22 protein-coding genes are annotated in these 21,663 nt (G+C 65.9%); 17 read left to right on the top strand and 5 right to left on the bottom strand.

Going from position 1 to position 21,663, the window contains the following annotated elements; all coding sequences use genetic code 11:
• Window positions 1–99: 99 nt before the first annotated feature.
• The 11 genes from BLQ71_RS08780 to BLQ71_RS08735 all read left to right on the top strand — a co-directional run bounded on the left by BLQ71_RS08780 (window position 100) and on the right by BLQ71_RS08735 (window position 7,869).
• Window positions 100–1,632: an acyl-CoA carboxylase subunit beta gene (locus tag BLQ71_RS08780; protein ID WP_074621425.1), complete on the top strand. Its 1,533-nt coding sequence runs from the start codon at window positions 100–102 to the stop codon at window positions 1,630–1,632.
• 18 nt (window positions 1,633–1,650) lie between these two features.
• Complete coding sequence (locus tag BLQ71_RS08775) at window positions 1,651–2,109, top strand: hypothetical protein (protein WP_074621424.1); 459 nt, start codon at window positions 1,651–1,653, stop codon at window positions 2,107–2,109.
• Window positions 2,106–2,450, top strand: a complete 345-nt coding sequence (locus BLQ71_RS08770) for a hypothetical protein (RefSeq protein WP_043144240.1) — start codon at window positions 2,106–2,108, stop codon at window positions 2,448–2,450. The genes BLQ71_RS08775 and BLQ71_RS08770 overlap by 4 nt, the downstream gene beginning before the upstream one ends.
• Window positions 2,447–2,941, top strand: coding sequence for a DUF6497 family protein (locus tag BLQ71_RS08765; RefSeq protein ID WP_133066160.1), 495 nt, complete (start codon window positions 2,447–2,449; stop codon window positions 2,939–2,941). The genes BLQ71_RS08770 and BLQ71_RS08765 overlap by 4 nt, the downstream gene beginning before the upstream one ends.
• A 214-nt stretch (window positions 2,942–3,155) precedes the next feature.
• Window positions 3,156–3,299 (top strand): hypothetical protein, encoded by a 144-nt coding sequence (locus BLQ71_RS26370; RefSeq protein WP_162846276.1) that lies wholly within the window; start codon window positions 3,156–3,158, stop codon window positions 3,297–3,299.
• A 150-nt stretch (window positions 3,300–3,449) separates the two neighbouring features.
• Complete coding sequence (locus BLQ71_RS08760; RefSeq protein WP_074621422.1) at window positions 3,450–3,812, top strand: hypothetical protein; 363 nt, start codon at window positions 3,450–3,452, stop codon at window positions 3,810–3,812.
• Window positions 3,813–4,170: 358 nt separating this feature from the next.
• Entirely contained in the window at window positions 4,171–4,365 is a 195-nt protein-coding gene (locus tag BLQ71_RS08755; protein WP_043144243.1) for a hypothetical protein, read from the top strand.
• A 138-nt stretch (window positions 4,366–4,503) separates the two neighbouring features.
• The gene (locus BLQ71_RS08750; protein WP_074621421.1) at window positions 4,504–4,716 is read left to right on the top strand and encodes a hypothetical protein; all 213 of its coding nucleotides are present in this window, start codon (window positions 4,504–4,506) and stop codon (window positions 4,714–4,716) included.
• Between the two features lie 126 nt (window positions 4,717–4,842).
• Entirely contained in the window at window positions 4,843–6,843 is a 2,001-nt protein-coding gene (locus tag BLQ71_RS08745; RefSeq protein ID WP_043144245.1) for an acetyl-CoA carboxylase biotin carboxylase subunit, read from the top strand.
• Between the two features lie 3 nt (window positions 6,844–6,846).
• Window positions 6,847–7,269, top strand: coding sequence for a hypothetical protein (locus tag BLQ71_RS08740; protein WP_074621420.1), 423 nt, complete (start codon window positions 6,847–6,849; stop codon window positions 7,267–7,269).
• A gap of 81 nt (window positions 7,270–7,350) precedes the next feature.
• Window positions 7,351–7,869 (top strand): hypothetical protein, encoded by a 519-nt coding sequence (locus BLQ71_RS08735; RefSeq protein WP_074621419.1) that lies wholly within the window; start codon window positions 7,351–7,353, stop codon window positions 7,867–7,869.
• A 13-nt stretch (window positions 7,870–7,882) separates the two neighbouring features.
• Here BLQ71_RS08735 and BLQ71_RS08730 read toward each other — a convergent pair whose 3' ends face one another.
• On the bottom strand, window positions 7,883–8,317 hold the full coding sequence (locus BLQ71_RS08730) for a DUF4174 domain-containing protein (protein WP_373286030.1): 435 nt from the start codon (window positions 8,315–8,317) through the stop codon (window positions 7,883–7,885).
• A gap of 177 nt (window positions 8,318–8,494) precedes the next feature.
• On the opposite strand from BLQ71_RS08730, the gene BLQ71_RS08725 reads away from it, so the two are divergent.
• From BLQ71_RS08725 to BLQ71_RS08700, 6 genes are all read left to right on the top strand, one after another.
• Window positions 8,495–9,382: a hypothetical protein gene (locus tag BLQ71_RS08725; RefSeq protein ID WP_229754835.1), complete on the top strand. Its 888-nt coding sequence runs from the start codon at window positions 8,495–8,497 to the stop codon at window positions 9,380–9,382.
• A gap of 23 nt (window positions 9,383–9,405) precedes the next feature.
• Complete coding sequence (gene scpA, locus BLQ71_RS08720) at window positions 9,406–11,544, top strand: methylmalonyl-CoA mutase (RefSeq protein ID WP_069209934.1); 2,139 nt, start codon at window positions 9,406–9,408, stop codon at window positions 11,542–11,544.
• Between the two features lie 227 nt (window positions 11,545–11,771).
• A complete protein-coding gene (locus BLQ71_RS08715; RefSeq protein WP_074621418.1) occupies window positions 11,772–12,383 on the top strand; it encodes a VOC family protein in 612 nt (203 codons plus the stop codon).
• Window positions 12,384–12,464: 81 nt separating this feature from the next.
• Entirely contained in the window at window positions 12,465–13,148 is a 684-nt protein-coding gene (locus BLQ71_RS08710; RefSeq protein ID WP_069209932.1) for a molecular chaperone DjiA, read from the top strand.
• Between the two features lie 6 nt (window positions 13,149–13,154).
• Window positions 13,155–14,165 (top strand): endonuclease/exonuclease/phosphatase family protein, encoded by a 1,011-nt coding sequence (locus BLQ71_RS08705; protein ID WP_074621417.1) that lies wholly within the window; start codon window positions 13,155–13,157, stop codon window positions 14,163–14,165.
• Between the two features lie 40 nt (window positions 14,166–14,205).
• Window positions 14,206–14,586 (top strand): hypothetical protein, encoded by a 381-nt coding sequence (locus BLQ71_RS08700; protein WP_074621542.1) that lies wholly within the window; start codon window positions 14,206–14,208, stop codon window positions 14,584–14,586.
• Between the two features lie 31 nt (window positions 14,587–14,617).
• Here BLQ71_RS08700 and BLQ71_RS08695 read toward each other — a convergent pair whose 3' ends face one another.
• From BLQ71_RS08695 to BLQ71_RS08680, 4 genes are all read right to left on the bottom strand, one after another.
• Entirely contained in the window at window positions 14,618–16,165 is a 1,548-nt protein-coding gene (locus tag BLQ71_RS08695; protein WP_074621416.1) for a Ppx/GppA family phosphatase, read from the bottom strand.
• 116 nt (window positions 16,166–16,281) lie between these two features.
• The gene (locus BLQ71_RS08690; RefSeq protein ID WP_069209929.1) at window positions 16,282–17,580 is read right to left on the bottom strand and encodes a flagellin N-terminal helical domain-containing protein; all 1,299 of its coding nucleotides are present in this window, start codon (window positions 17,578–17,580) and stop codon (window positions 16,282–16,284) included.
• Between the two features lie 411 nt (window positions 17,581–17,991).
• A complete protein-coding gene (locus BLQ71_RS08685) occupies window positions 17,992–19,068 on the bottom strand; it encodes a hypothetical protein (RefSeq protein WP_074621415.1) in 1,077 nt (358 codons plus the stop codon).
• A 377-nt stretch (window positions 19,069–19,445) separates the two neighbouring features.
• Window positions 19,446–21,620, bottom strand: a complete 2,175-nt coding sequence (locus BLQ71_RS08680) for an RNA degradosome polyphosphate kinase (protein ID WP_043144289.1) — start codon at window positions 21,618–21,620, stop codon at window positions 19,446–19,448.
• Between the last annotated feature and the right edge of the window lie 43 nt (window positions 21,621–21,663).

The following is a 21,663-nucleotide window of genomic DNA, read 5'->3' as shown; positions in this document are numbered from 1 at the left end:
GCGGCGGTCGTTATTTTCCGGATTTGCAAATTTGCGAGGAAATCCTTGAGGCGCCGGGATTCCCCTGTATTTTCGCGCCAAAGCGAAAGGGGCCGCCAGATGAAAGACATTATCCAGGAACTGCACGACCGCCGTGAGAACGCCCGCCTGGGCGGGGGGCAGAAACGTATCGACGCGCAGCACGCCAAGGGCAAGCTGACCGCGCGCGAGCGGATCGAGCTTTTGGTCGATGAGGGCAGCTTCGAGGAGTACGACACCTTCGTCGCCCATCGCTGTACCGATTTCGGCATGGAAAAGAACCGCCCCTACGGTGATGGGGTCGTGACGGGCGTCGGCACGATCAACGGCCGCATGGTCTATGTCTTCAGCCAGGATTTCACCGTTCTGGGTGGGTCGGTCTCTGCCACCCATGCGCAGAAGATCTGCAAGATCATGGATATGGCAGTGCAGAACGGCGCGCCGGTGATCGGCCTGAACGATTCGGGCGGCGCCCGCATCCAGGAAGGTGTCGACAGCCTTGCCGGCTATGCCGAGATATTCCAGCGCAACATCGAGGCCTCCGGCGTGATCCCGCAGATCAGCGTCATCATGGGCCCCTGTGCCGGCGGCGCGGTCTACTCGCCCGCGATGACCGACTTCATCTTCATGGTGAAGGACTCCTCTTACATGTTCGTGACCGGCCCCGACGTGGTCAAGACCGTGACCAACGAGGTCGTCACCGCCGAGGAACTGGGCGGCGCAAGCACCCATACCAAGAAATCCTCGGTCGCCGACGGCGCTTTTGAAAACGACGTCGAGGCGCTGGCCGAGGTTCGTCGCCTGGTCGATTTCCTGCCCAAGTCGAACCGCGAAAAGCCGCCGGTCCGTCCCTTCTTCGATGACGTCGACCGGATCGAGCCCAGCCTCGACACGCTGATCCCCGACAACCCGAATATGCCCTACGACATGAAGGAACTGATCCTGAAGGTCGCGGACGAGGGCGATTTCTACGAGATCCAGGCCGATCACGCGGGCAACATCATCACCGGGTTCATCCGCCTTGAGGGGCAGACCGTCGGCGTGGTGGCGAACCAGCCGATGGTGCTGGCGGGTGTTCTGGACATCGACAGCTCGAAGAAGGCGGCGCGGTTCGTGCGCTTCTGCGACTGTTTCGAGATCCCGATCCTGACGCTGGTGGACGTGCCCGGCTTCCTGCCCGGCACCTCCCAGGAATACAACGGCGTCATCAAGCACGGCGCCAAGCTGCTCTTTGCCTATGGCGAGGCGACGGTGCCGATGGTCACCGTCATCACCCGCAAGGCCTATGGCGGCGCCTATGACGTGATGGCATCGAAACACCTGCGCGCCGACGTCAACTATGCCTGGCCCACGGCGCAGATCGCCGTCATGGGCGCCAAGGGCGCGGCCGAGATCATCTTCCGTGCCGACCTGGGTGATGCGGAAAAGATCGCCGGGCACGCGGCGGAATATGAAGACCGTTTTGCGAACCCCTTCATCGCGGCCGAACGCGGCTTTGTGGATGAGGTGATCCAGCCGCGCTCGACCCGGCGGCGCGTGGCGCGGGCCTTTGCCATGCTGCGCGACAAGAAACGCGAGATGCCCTGGAAGAAGCACAACAATATCCCGCTTTGAGTGCCGGAGGGCCCGCGCATGATCCCCGGTCCGGAACGGGCGCCCCAGGTCGCGCTTGCCTTCGTCAAGACGGCGCGCGACGTCTACGGGCGTGACATGGATTTCAGCCTCGACAGCCTCGGCCTCGTCGAGGAAATCCTGGACGACCTCGCCCAGGGCGAGGGCGGCGGGTCGGGGTTTCGGCTGCTGCTGCAGGCGGCCTCCTGCTATGTCGGCGAGGTCATCATCCGCGCCGGGGCCGGGGGCTGGGTGGCAGGCGCGCGGGGTGAGCCGCTTATCCTGCGCGAAGGCGGGTTGAGCGCGGTGCCCTACAACAAGGTGATGAAGCGCCTGGAGGGCGGGACCGAAGAGGCCCTGCGCCCGTATGCGCTGATCTTCATCGAGCGGGCGGAACAGGAGCGGGCGCAGGCCGCCGCGCTGGCGGCGGCGCAATCCCGCGGTCTGATGGCCCGGTTGCGGAAATGGGTGAGGGCATGAAACGCGACGCATGGCATATCCGGAGCGACCCGGAACAATACGTCCTGGCCCGGCACTGGCCGCCACGGTTCGATGTCTCGGCGGTCAGCGACTTTCCGCCGGTGCGCCCCTCTCGGCTGGCGCGCCACATCCGGCAGGACCTCTGGCGCGCGCTTCAGGGGTTGCGCGGTTTTTCACCGGTGATACAGATTGACGCGGCGGAAGGCGGTTTGACCGTGCGCGCCGGCGGTCGCCTTCAGGGGCGGGCGCCGCAAGGCACGGAAAGCCGGATCCGCGATCTGCTCGACAGCCCGGCGCACCGCGCCCGCTGGCTGCGCTGGGCAGGGGAGGGCCGCTCATGAACCGGTCCAGAGTTTACGCCCCGGGTGTGCCCGGGGCTTTGGCGGCCCCGGTGGGAGGAGCCGCGAGCATCGCTCGCAGGTACCGGGGCTGCCGCCTGTTCTTCGCACCCATCCTGGCCTTGACGGTCCTTTGCGGGCCGCTGCGCGCACAGGAAGAAGCTGCGCCGGTCCTGAAGGACATCCTGCCGACCTCGGGGCTGGAATTCACGTATCATGACGTCATCGCCGAACCGCCGCTCTGGCGGGTTCGCTACGTCGTGCCCGCACTGGACACCGCCGAACTGCCTTTCGAGGAAGTGGCGGGCGATATCGAGCTCTTGTGCACGCAGGACGCGCTGCGCCGTGTGACCGACGCGGGCGGCGAACCGGCCACCATTGTCATCACGCTGATGTCCGAACCGGTCGATTTCGGGATCATGACCCCCGATGTGACGCAGTTTTTCGAGAGTTTCTTTGTCCAAAGCGACCTCTGCATCTGGGAGGCTTTCTGATGGTCCCACAATATCTTGCGATACGACTCTCATGTGGACAAGTTTATGAGGCTTCTGAGTCACAACCCGATTCGTTGCCCAAGGGTGCGTATCTTTTTCCCCGACAGTCGGGTAGGTTCGTGACTGATTGCACCCAAGCAATCGAAACCTCTGAACGGGGACAGGCAGGGCGCTCGCGCGCTGAATGTTTCGTTGCACTAGACAGGAGTAGAAGATGTCCAAGAGCATCAAACTGCTTGCCATGTTTGCTGTCATCGCCGGCGTTTCCGCCTGCGCACAGCAGGAAGAAGAAGAGTACATCGTGGTCGATCCCGAGCCCATCTCGGTCGAGCCGGTCTACACGGGCAAGTACAAGTAAGAACCTATCGGGGCGGGCGCGCGCGTCCGTCCCGCCTTTCCGCCGGTTCGGGGCAGCAGGCGGAGGATTGACGAGCAATGCCATCGTTGCGCGCCGTCCCGGCGCGCGATCACCTGCTGTGCCGTCTCTCCCTGTCGGGGAGGCGGGCACATGCTGAAGCACCGCGGGTTCCCGGGCCGTCTGACCGGCACCGACTTCCAGTTCACGATCCGCCGCGCCAATCCCAAGGGCGTCACGCCGATCACCCGCCGCGAGCGTTACCGCGACCGCCGGCCCGCCGACCGTCGTGCAGACACCGCCTTCCTGGCCGCGCTCTGGCAGCATTTCGGGGACGAACCCTTTGAACGGGGCAACCTCGACGCGGGCCGCCTGTCCTGGCTCTTTGGCCGCGAGGTCCTGCCCTACGACGACCCTTTCGACCCGGAGAGCTACGACGCGCTCCTGGTCATCGACGAGAGCGCCGCACGGGCGGCCTTTCCCGAGGCCTTCGAACTGTCGGAGGACTGGGAATGAGCTTGGGCGCTTTCTTGCCAGTTCGCCGCCAGATTGCGCGGGCGATTGCCGATGGAAATTTTGCGCGGATTGCGGGCTTTGCAGATCGCGGCGTTTCTGCAAGCGTGATCACGGGTCGCGGCGAAGGTCCTATTTCGTCCCTGTGTCTCCGCGGTACCCAACCCCCTAGGGGGCGGTCAGGTCAGTCCCCGGCCAGGCCGCCCCATTTCCGTTCTTGCCTCGCGAAACACGCTCCGAGTCAATGGCTTGGCGGATATTCGCGCTCTGTGGGTGACGTCGGGACAAGAGACTGGATTTTCCCCCTTGCATGGTGTTCCCTGCATCCCGAGCAGTCGCAGAACGATGAGGAGAGCCTCACATGCACGGACGGGACACCAACACGCACCGCACATCCCTTGCGCTGGTCGCACTGGTCGCGCTTGCGGCCTGCGGCGACAACCTGGGCGAGCAGAGCGAGGACGCCGTGGCGCTCGATGTCAACGTGCTCTCCGGCTCGCGGGTCGGGGTCGCGAACAACATCAACTATTGCAGCCGCTACCCTTCGCGCTGCTGACCCTGCCTTTCGGCGGCTCTTCGCCGGCCTTGCGCCGGTTCTTGCCGCCCCGGGCCATCCGCACTGGAACCAACTTTCCCGCGCCGCGTTGTCGGGTAATGATCCCGACGCACTGACATGGGAGAAGGAGTGGTCCTCATGCGTATACTCACGATTTCCGCGGCACTTGTCGCAACCCTCGGCTTGGCAGCCTGTGAAGGCAGCGACATCGAACGCGGCGTCATCGGCGCTGGTATCGGTGCTGCCGGCGCTGCAGCCACGGGCCGCAACGTGGCGGCCGGTGCCGCCATCGGCGGCGCGGCTGGTGTCGTCTGCGACGACGTCACGCCAGAGGTTTGCCGCAACCGCTGATCAGACCCGCGCGCGCCGATCTGGCGCCGCCACAGATCCGTTTCAACGCCGTCCGGGGTTTTTGCCCCGGGCGGCGTTTGCATGTTCAGACGCAGCCCCCCAGCGGGCCAAGAAGAAGGGACAGACATGTTCGACAAGATCCTGATCGCGAACCGGGGCGAGATCGCCTGCCGGGTCATCAAGACCGCCCGCAAGATGGGCATCAAGACGGTGGCGGTCTACTCGGACGCCGACAAGAACGCGCTGCATGTGGAAATGGCCGACGAGGCCGTGCACATCGGCCCACCGCAGGCGAACCAGTCCTATATCGTGATCGACAAGATCATGGGCGCCATCAAGCAGTCCGGCGCGCAGGCGGTGCACCCGGGCTATGGCTTCCTGTCCGAGAACCCGAAATTCGCCGAGGCCCTCGAAGCCGCCGGCGTCGCTTTCATCGGACCGCCCAAGGGCGCAATCGAGGCGATGGGGGACAAGATCACCTCCAAGAAGATCGCCCAGGAGGCGAAGGTCAACACTGTCCCCGGCTACATGGGCCTGATCGAGGACGCCGAGGAAGCGGTGAAGATCTCGAACGAGATTGGCTACCCGGTCATGATCAAGGCCAGTGCCGGCGGCGGCGGCAAGGGCATGCGCATCGCCTGGAACGACGAAGAGGCGCGCGAGGGCTTCCAGTCGTCCAAGAACGAGGCCGCCAGCAGCTTTGGCGATGACCGGATCTTCATCGAGAAGTTCGTCACCCAGCCGCGCCATATCGAGATCCAGGTGCTCTGCGATACCCACGGCAACGGCATCTACCTGAACGAACGCGAATGTTCGATCCAGCGCCGCAACCAGAAGGTCGTGGAAGAGGCGCCCAGCCCCTTCCTCGACCCCGAAACCCGCAAGGCGATGGGCGAACAATCGGTCGCCCTGGCCAAGGCGGTGGGCTATGCCAGCGCCGGCACCGTGGAATTCATCGTCGACGGCGACAAGAACTTCTACTTTCTGGAAATGAACACCCGCCTGCAGGTGGAACACCCGGTGACGGAACTGATCACCGGCGTCGACCTGGTCGAACAGATGATCCGCGTCGCCAATGGCGAGCCGCTGTCGATCACCCAGGACGACGTGCAGATCAACGGCTGGGCGATCGAGAACCGGCTTTACGCCGAGGATCCCTATCGCGGTTTCCTGCCCTCCATCGGCCGCCTGACCCGCTACCGTCCGCCCGCCGAGGGCGAACTGAGCGAGGGCATCGTGCGCAACGATACCGGCGTCTACGAGGGCGGCGAGATCAGCATGTACTATGACCCGATGATCGCCAAGCTGTGTACCTGGGGCAAAACGCGGGACGCGGCCATCGAGACCATGCGCAACGCGCTCGACAGTTTCGAGGTCGAGGGCATCGGCCACAACCTGCCCTTCGTCGCCGCCGTCATGGACCACCCGAAATTCATCTCGGGCGACATGACCACCGCCTTCATCGCCGAGGAATACCCCGAGGGCTTCGAGGGCGTGACCCTGGGCGAGGATGAGCTCAAGCGCGTTGCCGCCGCTGCTGCCGCGATGAACCGCGTGGCCGAGATCCGGCGCACCCGTGTCACCGGGCGTCTTGGCAACCACGAACGCCGCGTCGGCAGCGACTGGGTCGTCAGCCTGCAGGGGGTCGATTACGACGTCGTCATCGACGCCGACCCCGATGGCTCGACCGTCAATTTCGCCGATGGCTCCAGCCTGCGCGTCGAGGGCCGCTGGACCCCGGGCGACACGCTGGCCCACATGACGCTGAACGGCGCGCCGCTGGTGCTGAAGGTCGACAAGGTCACGCATGGCTTCCGCCTGCGCACCCGTGGCGCCGATATGCGCGTCCATGTCCGCTCGCCCCGGCAGGCGGAACTGGCCCGGCTCATGCCCGAGAAACTGCCGCCCGACACCTCCAGGATGCTGCTCTGCCCGATGCCCGGCCTGATCGTGAAGGTCAACGTGGCCGAGGGCGACGAGGTGCAGGAGGGGCAGGCGCTCTGCACTGTCGAGGCGATGAAGATGGAAAACATCCTGCGCGCCGAGAAAAAGGGCGTGGTGGCCAAGATCAACGCCGGACCGGGCGACAGCCTGGCCGTCGACGACGTCATCATGGAGTTCGAATAAGGCATGGTCCGCCGCGCCCTCCGCATCTGGCTCATGCACAGCCTGGCGTTCCTCGCCGGGCTGGTGGTGTCGGGGGTGGTGGCGGTCGGCCTGTGGTTCGTGGTGCCGACAGAGGGCGGCAACGCGCTGTTCGTCGGCAGCGCGCTTGCGGTCTCCATCGTTTCGGTGGGGACCGGTTATGCCGTTTACCTGGCCCTGCTGGCGGCGCTTCTGGATCTGCTGCCCGGCTGGGGTTTTTACCTTGGCGGGCCGCTGGTTGTGCTGGCGGTCATGACGCTGGTCTTTTGCGCGGTCTATTTCCGGATGCTGGCGGCCGGGGCTGGCAGCCTTCTGGGCTATGCCCTGATGTTCGGGATCGGCGGGATTGCCCTGCACCTGCGTCTGCGCGGCGACGAACCGCGGGTAGAAACGGGGGACGGCGGATGACCCGGCTCTCGGCAACGGATCCTAAACGCCTTGGCACTAACCTGCCCGCAACGAGTACGGGCAAGGGGGCAGGGCGGTCTGGTGCGGTTTCTTCGGCAGATGGTGGTTCTTGCGGCCCTCGGGGGGCTGCTGACGGGCTGTTTCCGCCTCGACACCGAAGAGGCGGTGCGCGCGCAGCTGGGCGGCTGGGTCTTCCTGGCACAGACGCGGGCCTTTACCTCGCGCGGGACCTGCACGGCGGCGATCTTCGACACGATCTCGGGCGAGGTGCGGGCCTCCGGTCCGTTGCGGCGGGTGGACGATCTGCACGCCGGTCAGCGCCTGCTGTCGCAGGGCCGCGCGGTGGCCTTCGAGATCCCCGGCATGACCCCCAACATGGTGTCCGAGGGGCTGATGTCGGTCAATCTCTACGAGGGGCTGGGCCTGATCTCCAGCTTTGTCGGCCCGGCCCGCGCCTGCATGGACGCGACATTCCAGGCCGATGTCTACCTGGCGCTGATGTCGGACGAGACGGTGATGATCTACGATCCCGCGACCAACGCGCTGGCGTTGCTGCACCGGCCCTCGCAGATCGCCTTTTTCCTGCGCGGCAACGTCTGAACGGCGACTCGGCCTACCTGTCGCGTGCCTCCTGCTGGCGCAGAGGCAGCTTGTCGATCGAGCGGGAGATCTCGCGCACCGACCAGGGGCCGGGTTTGCGCGTCACGATGCTGCCGTCCTTGGCGAGGATCGCCAGCATGAACCCGCGCGGGCGCAGTTTCTGCCGGACCGAGCTGCGCGCCCCGGGATCGGTGTCGGTGATCACCACCACGTCGCGCTCTTCCAGCGCGTCCAGCCGTTCGGTGATCAGGTTGATCTGCTCGACATACCGCGGGTCGGCGGGGCTGTCGGCAAAGACGACGACGGGCCGCTTGATCCACAGCCAGTCCTCCAGTGAGGTTTCGGCCGCGGGGCGGATCATCTCGAAATCATCCGTGGTCTCGGCCCCCTGGGCGGCCGAGGTACTGGCAAAGGCGCCCATCAGGGCAGCGGCGATCAGTCGGGTCAAACCATGCATGACAAAAGATATAAGCGCGGACCGGCGGGCTGCACAGCTTTCCCGCGCCAGTGCCCGGAAAAATTTTACCTTTAACGGCATTCTCACCTGTCCCGGCGCAGTCTCGCGCCCGTTCCAGGACCCCGGCGCAGTCCGCGCCACGGGGTCGCGACCGGGGGGCATTGCCTGATGGACATCATCCTGCACGCCGGTGCCCATCGCACCGCCACCACCAGTTTCCAGGCCTACCTGCGCACGCATGGTGCCGCGCTCAAGCCGCGCGGCATCGGGTTCTGGGGCCCGCGCAGGACACGCAACGGCCTGCTCTTCGACGTGGTCGAACGTCCCGAGTCGCCCGAGGCCGCCCGCCGCGCCGCCGGGCGCCTGGGCGTGAATCTCGAAAAATCCCGGGGTCTCGGCCTGCGCCACCTGGTCATCACCGATGAGAACATGATCGGCACCGCGCGCAACTGCCTGCGGCAGCAGGCGCTTTATCCGGCGATCGGCGAGAGGATGGCGCGCCTGTCCGCGGCGGTCGGGGGCGCGGTGAAAATCACGCTGCAGATCCGCTCGCTGGATCACTGGTGGGCCTCGGTGGCGGCCTACCTGGTGCCGCGCGGGCAGTCGCGCCCGGCGCCCGACGCCATTGCCGCGCTGGCGCGGGGCACGCGCAGCTGGCGCGCGGTGATCACCGACCTGGCCTGCGCCTGTCCCGATGCAACGATCCAGGTCACGCCCTTCGAATGTTTCGCCGACCGTCCCGACCTGCTGTTGCAGGTCATGACCGGGGAACCGGGCCTGCCGCTGGCGGAAACCGGGCGGTTCCTGGAAAACCGTCGCCCCGACACCGCCGCGCTGCACGCGGCGCTGGAGGCGCGGGGCGAGGACACGGGCGGACTGCAAGAGGCCCCGGTGCCGACGCGCTGGTCGCCCTTCGACGAGGTTCAATCGGCGCGCTTGCGCCATGCCTACGAACAGGACCTGGCCTGGCTGCGCGCGGGCGCCGACGGGCTGGCCACACTGACAGAGACCCCGCAGTCGTCAACCGGGACAGAGACCCGGACCCGGCTGCCATGAAGACTTGAAGAGAGGACGAGACGATGACGGATCTGCCCGAAAGCTGGCGCGAGACGGCTGAAAAGGAACTGCGGGGCCGCCCGCTGGACGACCTGACCTGGAACACGCTCGAAGGCATCGCGGTCAAGCCGCTTTATACCGCCGCCGACATCGAAGGACTGCCCCACATGGGCACCCTGCCGGGGGCAGAGCCCTTTACCCGTGGCGTCAAGGCGACGATGTACGCCGGCCGTCCCTGGACGATCCGGCAATATGCCGGGTTTTCGACCGCGGAGGAGAGCAACGCCTTCTACCGTCGTGGCCTGGCCGCCGGTCAGCAGGGGGTCTCTGTCGCCTTCGACCTGGCCACGCACCGCGGCTATGACAGCGACCACCCCCGCGTGGTCGGTGACGTGGGCAAGGCCGGTGTCGCCATCGACAGCGTCGAGGATATGAAGATCCTCTTCGACGGCATCCCGCTGGACAAGGTCTCGGTGTCGATGACCATGAACGGCGCGGTGATCCCGGTGCTGGCCAATTTCATCGTCACGGGTGAGGAACAGGGCCACGACAAGTCGGTGCTGTCCGGGACCATCCAGAACGACATCCTCAAGGAGTTCATGGTCCGCAACACCTATATCTACCCGCCGGCACCCTCGATGCGGATCATCTCGGACATTATCGAGTACACCTCGAACGAGATGCCGAAATTCAACAGCATCTCCATCTCCGGCTACCACATGCAGGAGGCCGGCGCGAACCTGGTGCAGGAGCTGGCGTTCACGCTGGCGGACGGCAAGGAATACGTGAAAACCGCGATGGAAGCAGGGATGGACATCGACAAGTTCGCCGGGCGGCTGTCCTTCTTCTTTGCCATCGGCAAGAACTTCTTCATGGAAGTGGCCAAGCTGCGTGCGGCGCGGATGCTCTGGCACCGGATCATGACCGAACTGGGCGCGCAGAACCCGCGGTCGAAGATGCTGCGCACGCACTGCCAGACCTCGGGTGTGTCGCTGGCCGAACAGGACCCCTACAACAACGTCATCCGCACGGCCTATGAGGCGATGTCGGCGGTCCTGGGCGGCACGCAGTCGCTGCACACCAACGCGCTGGACGAGGCCATCGCCCTGCCCACGGATTTCAGCGCCCGCATCGCCCGCAACACCCAGCTGGTGCTGCAGGAGGAAACCGGCGTCACCAAGGTGGTCGACCCGCTGGCCGGCTCCTACTACGTCGAGAAACTGACCCATGACCTGGCCGAGGAAGCCTGGAAACTGATCGAGGAAGTGGACGAGATGGGCGGCATGACCCGCGCCGTCGAGTCCGGCATGCCCAAGCTGCGGATCGAGGAGGCCGCCGCGCAACGCCAGGCCGCCATCGACCGCGGCACCGACGTGATCGTCGGCGTCAACAAGTACAAGCTCGACAAGGAGGATGACCTCGACATCCTCGACATCGACAATCAGAAGGTGCGCGAAAGCCAGGTGGCGCGCCTGGAAAAGATCCGGGCCAGCCGCGACGAGGCGGCCTGTCAGGCGGCGCTGGACGAGCTCACGCGCCGGGCGAAAGAAGGGGGGAACCTATTGGACGCGGCGGTCGAAGCCGCCCGCGCGCGCGCCTCTGTCGGAGAGATCAGCATGGCAATGGAAAAGGAATTCGGCCGTCACCGCGCCGAGGTCAAGACTTTGGCGGGCGTCTACGGCGCCGCCTACGAAGGCGACGAGGGCTTTGCCGCGATCCAGAAATCGGTCGAGGATTTCGCAGAGGCCGAGGGACGCCGCCCGCGCATGCTGGTGGTCAAGATGGGCCAGGACGGCCACGACCGGGGCGCCAAGGTGATCGCCACCGCCTTTGCCGACATCGGGTTCGACGTGGACGTCGGCCCGCTGTTCCAGACGCCCGAAGAGGCGGCGCAGGACGCCATCGACAACGACGTGCATGTCATCGGCATTTCCAGCCAGGCTGCCGGCCACAAGACGCTGGCGCCGCAACTGGTCAAGGAGCTGCAGGCGCAGGGCGCAGGCGACATCATCGTGATCTGCGGCGGGGTGATCCCGCACCAGGATTACGAGTTCCTCTACGGCGCCGGCGTGAAGGCAATCTTTGGCCCCGGCACCAACATCCCCGAGGCCGCACAGGACATCCTGCGGCTGATCCGCGACGCCCGCGCGGACGCGGCCTGAGCCACGGTTCGAGAGAGGTTTCGGCCCGCTGACGCGGGCCGACCCGCGCGCGCCCTGTCGGGCGCGCGCGTCGGGGGCTGCGCCCCCGTTTGGGGGTATTTACACCAAGAAGAAGCAGGGGGCGCTCCTGGGCCTGCAGCGGAAGGAGCAGGCCGGACGGTGCCCCTGTTCATCCCGTTGGCGCGGGTCTATCGTCGCCGCCGGATTTAGATAAAAGGGTCTGTGCGATGATGGAACTCGATCATATTGCCGTGGCGGGCACGGACCTGGCGACGGCCGTGGCCTGTTGCGAGGCGGCCTTGGGCGTTCCGATGGGGCCGGGCGGACGACACGCGCGCTATGGCACCCATAACCGGCTGATCGGCCTGGCGCCGCGCCTGTACCTGGAGGCCATCGCCATCGACCCCGATGCCCCGCCACCACCCGATGCGCGCTGGTTCGGGCTGGATGATTTCAGCGGGCCGGCGCGGCTCGACAAGTGGATCTGCCGGGTGCCGGACATCGACGCCGCCATCGCCGCCTTGCCTGTGGCCGGGCGCCGGGTGGACCTGGAACGCGACGGGCTGCGCTGGTCTATGGCGGTGCCGGAGGATGGCAGGCTGCCCTTTGACGGGCTGTTCCCGGCGCTGATCCAGTGGCATGTGCCGAGCCCGCCGGGGCAAAGCCTGCCGCCTTCGGGGCTGACGTTGACCTGCCTGACCGTGGCGCATCCCGAGGCGGCGGCCCTGGAGGCATTGCTGGCGCCGCATCTGCAGGCGCCGCTGGTGCGGTTCGAGCCCGCCGACAGCCCGCGCCTTTCGGCAGAGATGACCGGCCCGGAGGGCGCGATCCGCCTCTGACCCGCGACGGGTGTTCGCAGGTGCAGAATTTTCCCCGATCCGCCCCTGACAGCGCCTGCCGGAGCGCGTAGACTTGCCACCATGTCGATCTGGACACGCATATCGCGGGCCTTGCAGGCCCTGACCTCGGGCGAGGGGCTGACCGCCGTCTTTGACCGGCTGCGCGCGCCGCCCGAGCGCAGCGTGGCCTTTACCATCGCCGTGATCGCCCTGTCGGCCAAGATGGCCAAGGCCGACGGGCTGGTAACGCGTGACGAGGTGACGGCCTTTCGCGAGGTGTTCCACATCGCGCGCGAGGACGAGGCCGGGGCAGCGCGTGTCTTCAACCTCGCCCGGCAGGACGTGGCCGGATACGAGGATTACGCCCGCCGCATCGCGGCCATGTTCGGGCAGGGCACCGGCACGCTTTGCGACCTGATGGAAGGTCTGTTCCACATCGCCCTGGCCGATGGCACCTATCACCCGGCAGAGGATGCCTTCCTGGCCGATGTCGCCGTCATCTTCGGCATGGACGAGGGACAGTTCCGCACCCTGCGCAGCCGTTTCGTGCCCGATGCGGCGCCCGATCCCTACACGGTTCTTGGGGTCAGCCCGGAGATGCCGCTGGACCAGATCCGCAAGACCTGGCGGCAGTTGGTCCGTGAAAGTCACCCGGACGCGATGATCGCCCGGGGCGTGCCGGAGGAGGCGGTCAAGATCGCGGAGAAACGGCTGATCGACATCAACCGCGCCTGGGAAGAGATTTCCGCGCGCGAAACCGCCTGACGGGCCATGCGCCTGGCCAGCTACAACGTCGAATGGTTCGACTCGCTGTTCGATGACAAGGGCCGCCCGCTGATCGACAACGAGTTGGGCGGGCGTCACCGCATCGCCCGGGGCGACCAGCTGGAGGCGCTGGGCTACGTCTTTCGGTGGATGGAGGCGGATGCGATCATGGTGATCGAGGCGCCCGACACCAATCGCCGCCGGTCCACCACCCGCGCACTGGCCAATTTCGCCGAGGCCGCGGGGCTGCGCACGCGGGAGGTGGCCACGGGGTTCGTCAACAACACCCAGCAGGAAATCGCGCTGCTCTATGACGCGGACAAGCTGCGCGTGCGTCACGATCCGCAGGACAGCAAGGCGGCGCCGCGCTTTGACACCGAGTTCGAGATCGACCTGGACATCGACGCCCGCGCCGACCGCGTGGTCTTTTCCAAACCGCCGCTGGAACTGGCGGTCGAAACCATGTCGGGCCACAGCCTGCGGTTCATCGGGGCGCATCTGAAATCCAAGGCGCCGCATGGGGCGAAGGGCGAGGACGAGGTCATGAAACTGGCCATCGCCAACCGGCGCAAGCAGCTGGCCCAGGCGGTCTGGCTGCGCCGGCGGGTGGCGGCACACCTCGAGGCGGGCGAGGACCTGGTGTTGATGGGGGACCTGAACGACGGCCCCGGCCTCGACAGTTACGAGGGGCTGTTCGGGCGCAGCTCGGTCGAGATCCTGCTGGGCGATGGCGACAGCGAAGAGCTGCATCTATATGACCCGCACGCGGCCGAGGCGCTGCAGCGGCGGCTGGGGGCGCAGCCCACCACCGCGCGCTTTTTCCTCTACGACGAAAAACGCTACCTGCAGGCGCTGCTGGATTACGTGATGATCTCGCCGGGGCTTCGGGCGCGGAACCCGCGCTGGCGCATCTGGCATCCCTTCGACGACGCGGAATGCTGGCAGGACGAGGCCCTGCGCGCTTCGCTGCTGGTGGCCTCGGACCATTTCCCGGTCACGCTGGACATCGACCTCTGAACCCTTCCCAGGGCCATTCCCGGTGCCTATATCTATGGACATGAGACAGCTTGCCTTGCCCGCCCTTGTCCTGACCCTTGTCGCCGCGCCGTTGGCCGCCGAGGAGGAACCGGATGGTCTCAACCTGATGGAAGAGGGGGCCAAGCTCTTTCTGCGCGGCTTGATGACAGAGATGGAACCGGCGCTGGAGGAGATGGACAGGACCCTGCGCGAGATGCAGCCCATGATGCGCGATTTTGCCGCCGAGATGGGACCCGCCCTGGGCGAGATCCTGGAAAAGGTCGAGGACTGGACGCTTTATCATCCGCCCGAGATGCTGGAAAACGGCGACATCATCATTCGCCGCCGGGTCCCGCTGGTGCCCGAAGCGCCCGACCTGCCAGAGCCGCAGGCGGTCCCGGACGAAAAGATCGACCTGTAAGGGCGGTCGGATCGCCGGGCCGGATGCGGGCTCAGACGATCATGACTTCGCGGCTGTCTGCCCCCAGCGCGTCGGCCAGGGCCTTGAGCCGGGCCTCGCCCACCTCGCCGTAAAGCGGGGCCGTGGTGCCGTCGAGGTGCAGTTCCAGCGCCCTGGTCTCGGCATCCCAGGCCAGCCGCGGGCCGGTGCCGTCCGCCTTCAGCGTCCAGAGCATCGCGCCGAAACGCAGCGCCTTGCCCAGAACCTCGGCCTCTGTCTGGTGCGGGGCGTCGAGCAGGGCAAAGAGATCCTCGAACCGGGTGCCTTCGCGCTTGTTGCGATAGCGGTGCAGCAGGGCAAGCCCCAGGTAGACCCGCTCCCAGTGCTTCAACCCGCCCATGTTGGCGCGCGTGGCATTGTCGAAACAGACCTCGGCGCGATAGTCGGGATGCGCGCGCCAGCTGACGTCATGCAACAGGCAGGCCGCGTGGATCAGCCGCCGCCGTGAGGCGCTGGCATCGGGAAAGAGCGGCAGCACGAAATCATAGAGCGCGGCGCCGAAACCGGGCATCCGCGCGTCCTTGGCCTCGGCAAAGCGGCAGGCCTCGATCAGCGGATCGCGGTCGCGCAGTTCCTGCGGCATCTGTTCATACAGCATGCCTTCGCGGATGCCGTAACTGGAAATCGCGATATCCTTGGGTTCGAAACATTCCAGCAGGCGCAACAGGACCTCGCTGGCGAAGGGAACCAGGGCCATCCGCGTGGCCGAGACGCCGCAGGCCTTGCGCAGCGCGTCGTGATCCTCGTTGGCCTCGATGTAGGCGACGGTCTCGCGGACCGACTCCGCGTCCATCCGGTATTCGTGCAGCACCTGCAGCGGATAGCCCTGCCGGTGCATGTCGATCCGTGCGATCGCCCGCCAGCTGCCACCGACCAGGAACAGCCGGTCGCGCTGGGTGCCCATGTGTTCGGCCAGGGCCTTGAGTTCGCGCTTGATTTGCTTGTCGCGCGCCTTGCGCCCGCCTTCGATATCGCGCAGTTTCAGCGGCCCCAGCGGCGAGGTCACGCGGCGGCCAACCTCTCCGTCGTGGATTTCCGCCAGTTCCATCGAGGACCCGCCGATGTCGCAGACAAGGCCGTAACTGCCGGGCCAGCCCAGCAGCACGCCCTGCGCCGACAGCCGCGCCTCTTCGGCGCCGTCGATCACCCAGACCCGCAGGCCGGTGGCGGATTCCAGCACCCGGCGGAATTCCTCGCCGTCCTCGGCGTCGCGCATCGCGGCGGTGGCCACCACGGTCAGGTCCGGCAGGTCCATGCCATTGGCCAGGGCGCGAAAGCGCAGCATGGCGCGCAGCGCGCGCTCGCGTCCCTCGGGGTTCAGGCGGCCGGTCTCGGCCATCCCGGCGCCCAGGCCGCACATGATCTTTTCGTTGTAGAAATAGGCCGGGCTGCGCGCAGCCCCGTCAAAGACCACCAGCCGGACCGAGTTCGAGCCGATGTCCACGACACCCACCCGGGACAGGGCCCGCGCCTTCGGATCGTTGAAGAGCGGCCTGCCAAACGGGTCCCAGTGCCCGTGCGTTTCCTCTTGCCCGTCCATCCGAATCCCGCTGTCTCTCGGCGGGGTTATGACCCTTTCGGACCCGGGGGGTCAATCAAAAGCACCAGACCTTGCGCGGCACTGACGTGCCGTTCTCAAGGTCTGGTGCATCTTGCTTAGCGGAACAGCGACAGCAGGGACTGCGGTGCGCGGTTGGCGATCGACAGTGCCTGCATGGCCAGTTGCTGCTGGACCTGCTGCGCCTGCAGCTTGGCGGAAACCTCTTCGAGATCGGCATCCACCAGCGTTCCGATGCCCGATTTCAGCGCGTCGGTCAGGCCCGAGACAAAGTCTTTCTGCGTGTCCAGGCGCATCTCGGCAGAGCCGAAGGCGGCGGCTGCGTCGATGGAGGTCTGGATCAGGCCCTCGATTTCGGCCAGGGCGCTGTCGGCGCCGGCCTGGGTGGTGACGTCGATATTCCCCAGTTCCGCCAGTCCGCCGCCGATGGTGGTGGTGGCATCGGGGTCATACTGCTGCACGGTGATCGAGAAGTTGTCGCCGCCCTGGTCCGCGCCGGTAAAGGTGATCTGGTTGCCGCTTGCCGTGGCGTCGATGGTGCCCTCGTTGCCGGCGCCCAGGTCGTCACTGACATATTTGTTGAAGGCGGCGGCGAGGCCCGCAGCCACGTCCTCCATCGTGTCACCGTCGCGGGCGACATAGGAAATGTCATTGCGATCAGCGGTGTTGGAGGGGCCATTGCCCGCCGTGGCCGTGATCTCGACCGAGAACCCGGTCCCGGCGGCGACGGTTGTCGTGGCCGCGGCGCCAAAGGTCGTTGTGCCGGTGGGGGCGGTGGCGTTGCCCGTCATGGTGGCCGCCGCGCCGTCGCCGGTGCCGGTGATGTCATTGGCCGCGCCGGCCAGCGCGGTCAGCCCGCTGCCGATGCTGCTCTGGCCCTGGCCCAGGTCCTGTTTGGACACCCGGATGTCGCTGGAGGTCACGCCGTCCATCGTCCGGTTGAGCGAGGACAGGACGTTGATGCCGCCGGACCCTGCGGTCTGGTCGGTGTTGGTCAGCATGGCCTGGCCGTTGAACTGCGCCGCGCTCACGATCGAGCTGATCTGGTCGCGCAGGGCGTCGATATCGGTCTGGATCTTGGCCCGGTCGACGTTTTCCTCCTGCGCGGCGACGATCTTGCCCTTCACCTCGGTCAGGAGTTCGGTCACCGTCTCGGCGCCCTGGCGGGCGACGGAAATCGTCGCCTGGCCCAGGCTCAGGCTGTCGGACACCTTCTGAAAGCCCTGGACGTCGGCCTCCATGACCTTGGAAATCGCCCAGACCGCCGCATTGTCCTGCGAAGAGGCCACCTTCTTGCCGGTGGCAATCTGCATCTGGGTGTCGCCCATCGAGGCGTTGATCGCTTTCAGCGTCTGAAGGGCCGCCGTGGCCCCGGGATTGGAATTGATACTCGACATTCGCTTTCGCCTTTCTCGTCAGAGGGCGCGTTTCGCGCCCGGCATCATGGCCGCCGTTCTGACGCTGCGGACGACTGGGGGTCGCCCGCGCCACGAAAAGCTCGTGCAGGGTGACTATTGCCCTGCTGTCTTTAACCCGTCTTTAACGATTTGCGGCGCTGACGGGGTGATACTGGGGCAAGACTATGGCGCGAATTGTCCGGGGTTTATTGAGGATCTGGAAACAGAGGTTGCCGATTTCGAAACAGGGGAGGGGTGTGCCGCCAATTTCTGTAACGACGTGCCGGGCTGCTGCCTGCGCGCTGAGGCGTTTGACCCTAGAACACCCGCGAAGGCCTGCGCGATGCAGCTGCTCGTGGTGTCGGTTCGGCGGACAAATCAGTCTTTCGGCGATCCTGTCTCGTTGGCCGCTCAGTCATTGCCATAGCTGAGTAAACGCACGTCTCCGGTGTCAACCTGGACGGCATAGACCCGGTAATCCCCCGCGACCGGAGTGTTGCCGTCGCGGCGCGCGACCGCTTCGAGAGGGAGCCATCCGTCGCTGAACACGTAGGGTGTCAGCGGAGGCCCGTGTTCGTTGCCGTAGTCGAACAGGTCCGTCAGTCCGGGAAAGGAGGTGGTCGGGATGAAGATCGAAGAACGACGTCCGTCCAACCCGAAAATCCTGATCTCGCCTGGTCGGGAAAAGGCGCCTGTGGCAATCAGCAAGCGGCTTTCCGCGTCATAGAGCATCTCCGCGGCATCATACTGGTCCAGGTCGGTCACGACGGCCCATGCCCCTGTCCGAGCGTCGACAGAGTACAGGTAACCCTCGTCGCCGTACGTGATGCAATAGATCATCTGCGAGCCCGGGTCGTACACCGCCGTTGCCGGCAAGAGGACATCGGGGACATCGGGTGAGATCGCAAACCGTCGTGTGCCTGTCGGGCTGGAAAGCGTGATCCCGGTTTCCTCGAAGACCAGAGTGAAATCTTTGTTTCCACCCTGGTTCCGGGTCCAGTCGCGGATCTTCGGCGGCAGATCGTGGTTTTCGCCCAGGCGCCGTGAAAGATAGTCACGCGAGAGCCCCTCGGTTCTCGTGTCGACATGATCCACCCTGATCGGCACGTCGGTTGCCTTGTGCACCCCCTGGAAGCTGCTGAGGCGCTCTGTTTTCATACTGTCCGTCACGGCCTCGACCAGCGTTCGGAACTCGCTCCCCAGCGGGCGGAATGCCAGGGGCAACCCGGAGACCTGTACGCCAGCCATCGGTATCCCGTTGAGCGTGACCTTGCTGTCCGTTGGGCCAGGGCCACTCCTGATGATTTCGCCGATGATGGTTCCGGCCGTGGCTTCAACCTTCCAGTGCAATGCGCCGCCGTCCAGCAACACAAGGCCGATTTCCTCGCCCGGGCGGTCCACCACGAGCCGGGCCTCGGGCAGGGCATAGTAATCTTCGGTCTGGTATCCATCGCCGACCGACACGACATGAACCTCGCGTTCGGCCAATACCGGACCGGCAAGTCCGGGGAGAAGGCAGGCGAGCAATATTCCATGCAAGTTCAACATCGGTGTCACAAGGAGCGAACGGACCGCAACCCGTTGGGGGTCGCAGGCAACGGGTCTGCCGTGCATCCTATCGCGACGGGGCATTTCCGTCGAGGCTGGCCGCTCTGGGCATTGCGCTCATCGTCGGCGCATCAAGGCGAAACGCCGACCGTTCTGCCAATTGCAGCAAGTGACCGTCAGGGCGTGAAGCGGGTGATGGACGGGCTGGTGAATCCCGCCAGCAGCATCATGCCCGATATAGCGCCAGTCTTCCGGGGCCCCCCAAACGCAAAAGCGCCCCCGCAGGGGCGCTTTCCGTTCATGAGCACAGTGCCGCGTCAGTCGCTGGTATGGGTCAGCTTGGGCACGTCCGAGGCGCCCGCCGAACCGCGCCCGGAGAGCGAGGGGTTCTCCATGAAGAAGCGGTGGCAGTTGAACGAGAACTCGCCCTCGGGCACCGGATAACGGGTGAATTTGCCCGAGGGCTCCATGACCCAGCTTTGTGCCGTGTCGGCCAGGTTCGCCGCCATGACCTGGCTGACGATCTGCGCCTTGACCGTGGCATTGTGGATCTCGACCCCGGTTTCGACCCGGCGGTTCAGGTTGCGGCCCATCCAGTCGGCGGAAGAGATGAAGACCCGCGCCTTCTTGCTCGGCAGGCCGGACCCGTTGCCGAAACAGACGATCCGCGAATGTTCCAGGAACCGGCCAACGATGCTTTTGACCCGGATGTTGTCGGACAGGCCCTTGATGCCCGGCCGCAGCCCGCAGATGCCGCGAATCACGCAATCGACCTTCACGCCGCCCTGGCTGGCGCGATAGAGCGCGTCGATCATGTCCGGCTCGATCAGCGAGTTCATCTTGATCCAGATCTGCGCCGGGCGGCCCGCCTTGGCGTGTTCGATCTCCTGGTCGATCATCGCGATCATACCGGTCTTCAGCGAATGCGGCGAGATCAGCAGGTTCTCCAGCCCGGCGGGCATGGCGTAGCCCGAGAGGTAGTTGAAGATCTTGGCCGCATCCCGCCCCAGCGCCGCGTCACAGGTAAAGAACGACAGGTCGGTGTAGATCTTGGCGGTGATCGGGTGGTAGTTGCCGGTTCCCCAGTGGGTATAGGTCACCAGCCGGTCGCCCTCGCGCCGGACGACCTGGGAAATCTTGGCGTGGGTCTTCCAGTCGAGGAAGCCATAGACCACATGCGCGCCCGAGCGTTCCAGCCGCCGCGACTGGCGGATGTTGGCGGCTTCGTCGAACCGCGCCTTGAGCTCGACCAGCGCGGTCACCGACTTGCCGTCCTCCGCCGCCTCGCAGAGCGCCTCGACGATGGGAGAGTTCTTGGAGGTCCGGTAAAGCGTCTGCTTGATCGCCACAACGTCCGGGTCCAGCGCCGCCTGCTTGAGAAAGCGGACCACCATGTCGAAGGTCTCGTAGGGGTGATGCAGCAGCATGTCTTTCTGCTTGATCGCCTCGAACATGTTGCCGTCGTGGTCCTGCACCCGTTCCGGAACCCGTGGCGTGAAGGAGGGCCACAGAAGGTCGGGGCGGGCGTCGATCACGAGTTCCTTGGTGTCGGCCACGCCGATCATGCCTTCAAGCTCGATCACTTCCTCGGGGCGGACGTGCAGCTCGTCCATGACGATCTTGCGCAGCCCCTCGGGGGCACCCTTGGTGACGGTCAGGCGCACCACCTCGCCGCGGCGGCGGCGCTTCAGTGCCACCTCGAATTCGCGCACCAGGTCCTCGGCCTCTTCCTCGACTTCCAGGTCGCTGTCGCGCAGCACGCGGAAGCCGAAGTGATCCTTGACCCGGTAGCCCGGGAACAGGCTGTCGATGTGCAGCAGCAGCACGTCCTCAAGCTGGATGAAGCGGTGTTCGCGGTCGCCGGTGGGCAGCTCCATGAACCGGTCGATCTGCTGCGGGATCGGCAGGAGCGCCTGCAAGGGCCGCTTGTCGCGGATGCGTTCCAGTTGCAGCGCCAGGCAAAACCCCATGTTGGCGATGAAGGGGAAGGGGTGCGCCGGGTCGATCGCCAGCGGCGAGAGCACCGGAAAGACCTGCGCCAGGAAGGCCTCTGCCAGATATTTCACATCCGCCTCGGTGAGGTCGGAGCGGGTGACGATGGACATGCCTTCCTCGGCCATCAGGTCGCGCAGCAGCGTCAGCACGCGCTGCTGTTCGGCCATCAGGCTGCGGGCGTCCTCGTCGATCAGCACCAGCTGTTCGGCCGGGGTCAGGCCGTCGGCGGCGGGGGTGGTGTTGCCGTTGTGGGCCAGCTCGCGCAGGCCGGCGACACGGACGGTATAGAACTCGTCCAGGTTCGCCGCCGAGATCGACAGGAAGCGCATCCGCTCCAGCAGCGGGACACGGGGATTCTCGGCCTCTTCCAGCACCCGCCAGTTGAAACCGAGCCAGCTCAGCTCGCGGTTGTGGAAACGTCCCGGGCCGGCCGGATCGAGGTCCGGCAGGTCGGTGGCGGGCGGCAGCGGGGCTTTGAGAAAGTCGGCTTGAGTCATGGGGCGCTTATGCCTCCGCAAGTGAAACAGGTTTATGACGGCG

It is taken from the genome of Antarctobacter albus, from assembly GCF_900101505.1.
Classification (GTDB): domain Bacteria; phylum Pseudomonadota; class Alphaproteobacteria; order Rhodobacterales; family Rhodobacteraceae; genus Antarctobacter; species Antarctobacter albus.
The sequence above is the reverse complement of the archived record's forward strand: the minus strand, read 5'-3'. Positions and strand labels throughout refer to the sequence as shown.

Coding starts and splice junctions, on each gene's coding strand:
- BLQ71_RS08770 (WP_043144240.1), top strand. CDS start 2,106: ATGAAACGCGACGCATGGCATATCCGGAGCGACCCGGAACAATACGTC.
- scpA (WP_069209934.1), top strand. CDS start 9,406: ATGACGGATCTGCCCGAAAGCTGGCGCGAGACGGCTGAAAAGGAACTG.
- BLQ71_RS08775 (WP_074621424.1), top strand. CDS start 1,651: ATGATCCCCGGTCCGGAACGGGCGCCCCAGGTCGCGCTTGCCTTCGTC.
- BLQ71_RS08715 (WP_074621418.1), top strand. CDS start 11,772: ATGATGGAACTCGATCATATTGCCGTGGCGGGCACGGACCTGGCGACG.
- BLQ71_RS08680 (WP_043144289.1), bottom strand. CDS start 21,620: ATGACTCAAGCCGACTTTCTCAAAGCCCCGCTGCCGCCCGCCACCGAC.
- BLQ71_RS08750 (WP_074621421.1), top strand. CDS start 4,504: ATGCGTATACTCACGATTTCCGCGGCACTTGTCGCAACCCTCGGCTTG.
- BLQ71_RS08700 (WP_074621542.1), top strand. CDS start 14,206: ATGAGACAGCTTGCCTTGCCCGCCCTTGTCCTGACCCTTGTCGCCGCG.
- BLQ71_RS08760 (WP_074621422.1), top strand. CDS start 3,450: ATGCTGAAGCACCGCGGGTTCCCGGGCCGTCTGACCGGCACCGACTTC.
- BLQ71_RS08725 (WP_229754835.1), top strand. CDS start 8,495: ATGGACATCATCCTGCACGCCGGTGCCCATCGCACCGCCACCACCAGT.
- BLQ71_RS08740 (WP_074621420.1), top strand. CDS start 6,847: ATGGTCCGCCGCGCCCTCCGCATCTGGCTCATGCACAGCCTGGCGTTC.
- BLQ71_RS08765 (WP_133066160.1), top strand. CDS start 2,447: ATGAACCGGTCCAGAGTTTACGCCCCGGGTGTGCCCGGGGCTTTGGCG.
- BLQ71_RS08780 (WP_074621425.1), top strand. CDS start 100: ATGAAAGACATTATCCAGGAACTGCACGACCGCCGTGAGAACGCCCGC.
- BLQ71_RS08705 (WP_074621417.1), top strand. CDS start 13,155: ATGCGCCTGGCCAGCTACAACGTCGAATGGTTCGACTCGCTGTTCGAT.
- BLQ71_RS08745 (WP_043144245.1), top strand. CDS start 4,843: ATGTTCGACAAGATCCTGATCGCGAACCGGGGCGAGATCGCCTGCCGG.
- BLQ71_RS26370 (WP_162846276.1), top strand. CDS start 3,156: ATGTCCAAGAGCATCAAACTGCTTGCCATGTTTGCTGTCATCGCCGGC.
- BLQ71_RS08690 (WP_069209929.1), bottom strand. CDS start 17,580: ATGTCGAGTATCAATTCCAATCCCGGGGCCACGGCGGCCCTTCAGACG.
- BLQ71_RS08695 (WP_074621416.1), bottom strand. CDS start 16,165: ATGGACGGGCAAGAGGAAACGCACGGGCACTGGGACCCGTTTGGCAGG.
- BLQ71_RS08755 (WP_043144243.1), top strand. CDS start 4,171: ATGCACGGACGGGACACCAACACGCACCGCACATCCCTTGCGCTGGTC.
- BLQ71_RS08710 (WP_069209932.1), top strand. CDS start 12,465: ATGTCGATCTGGACACGCATATCGCGGGCCTTGCAGGCCCTGACCTCG.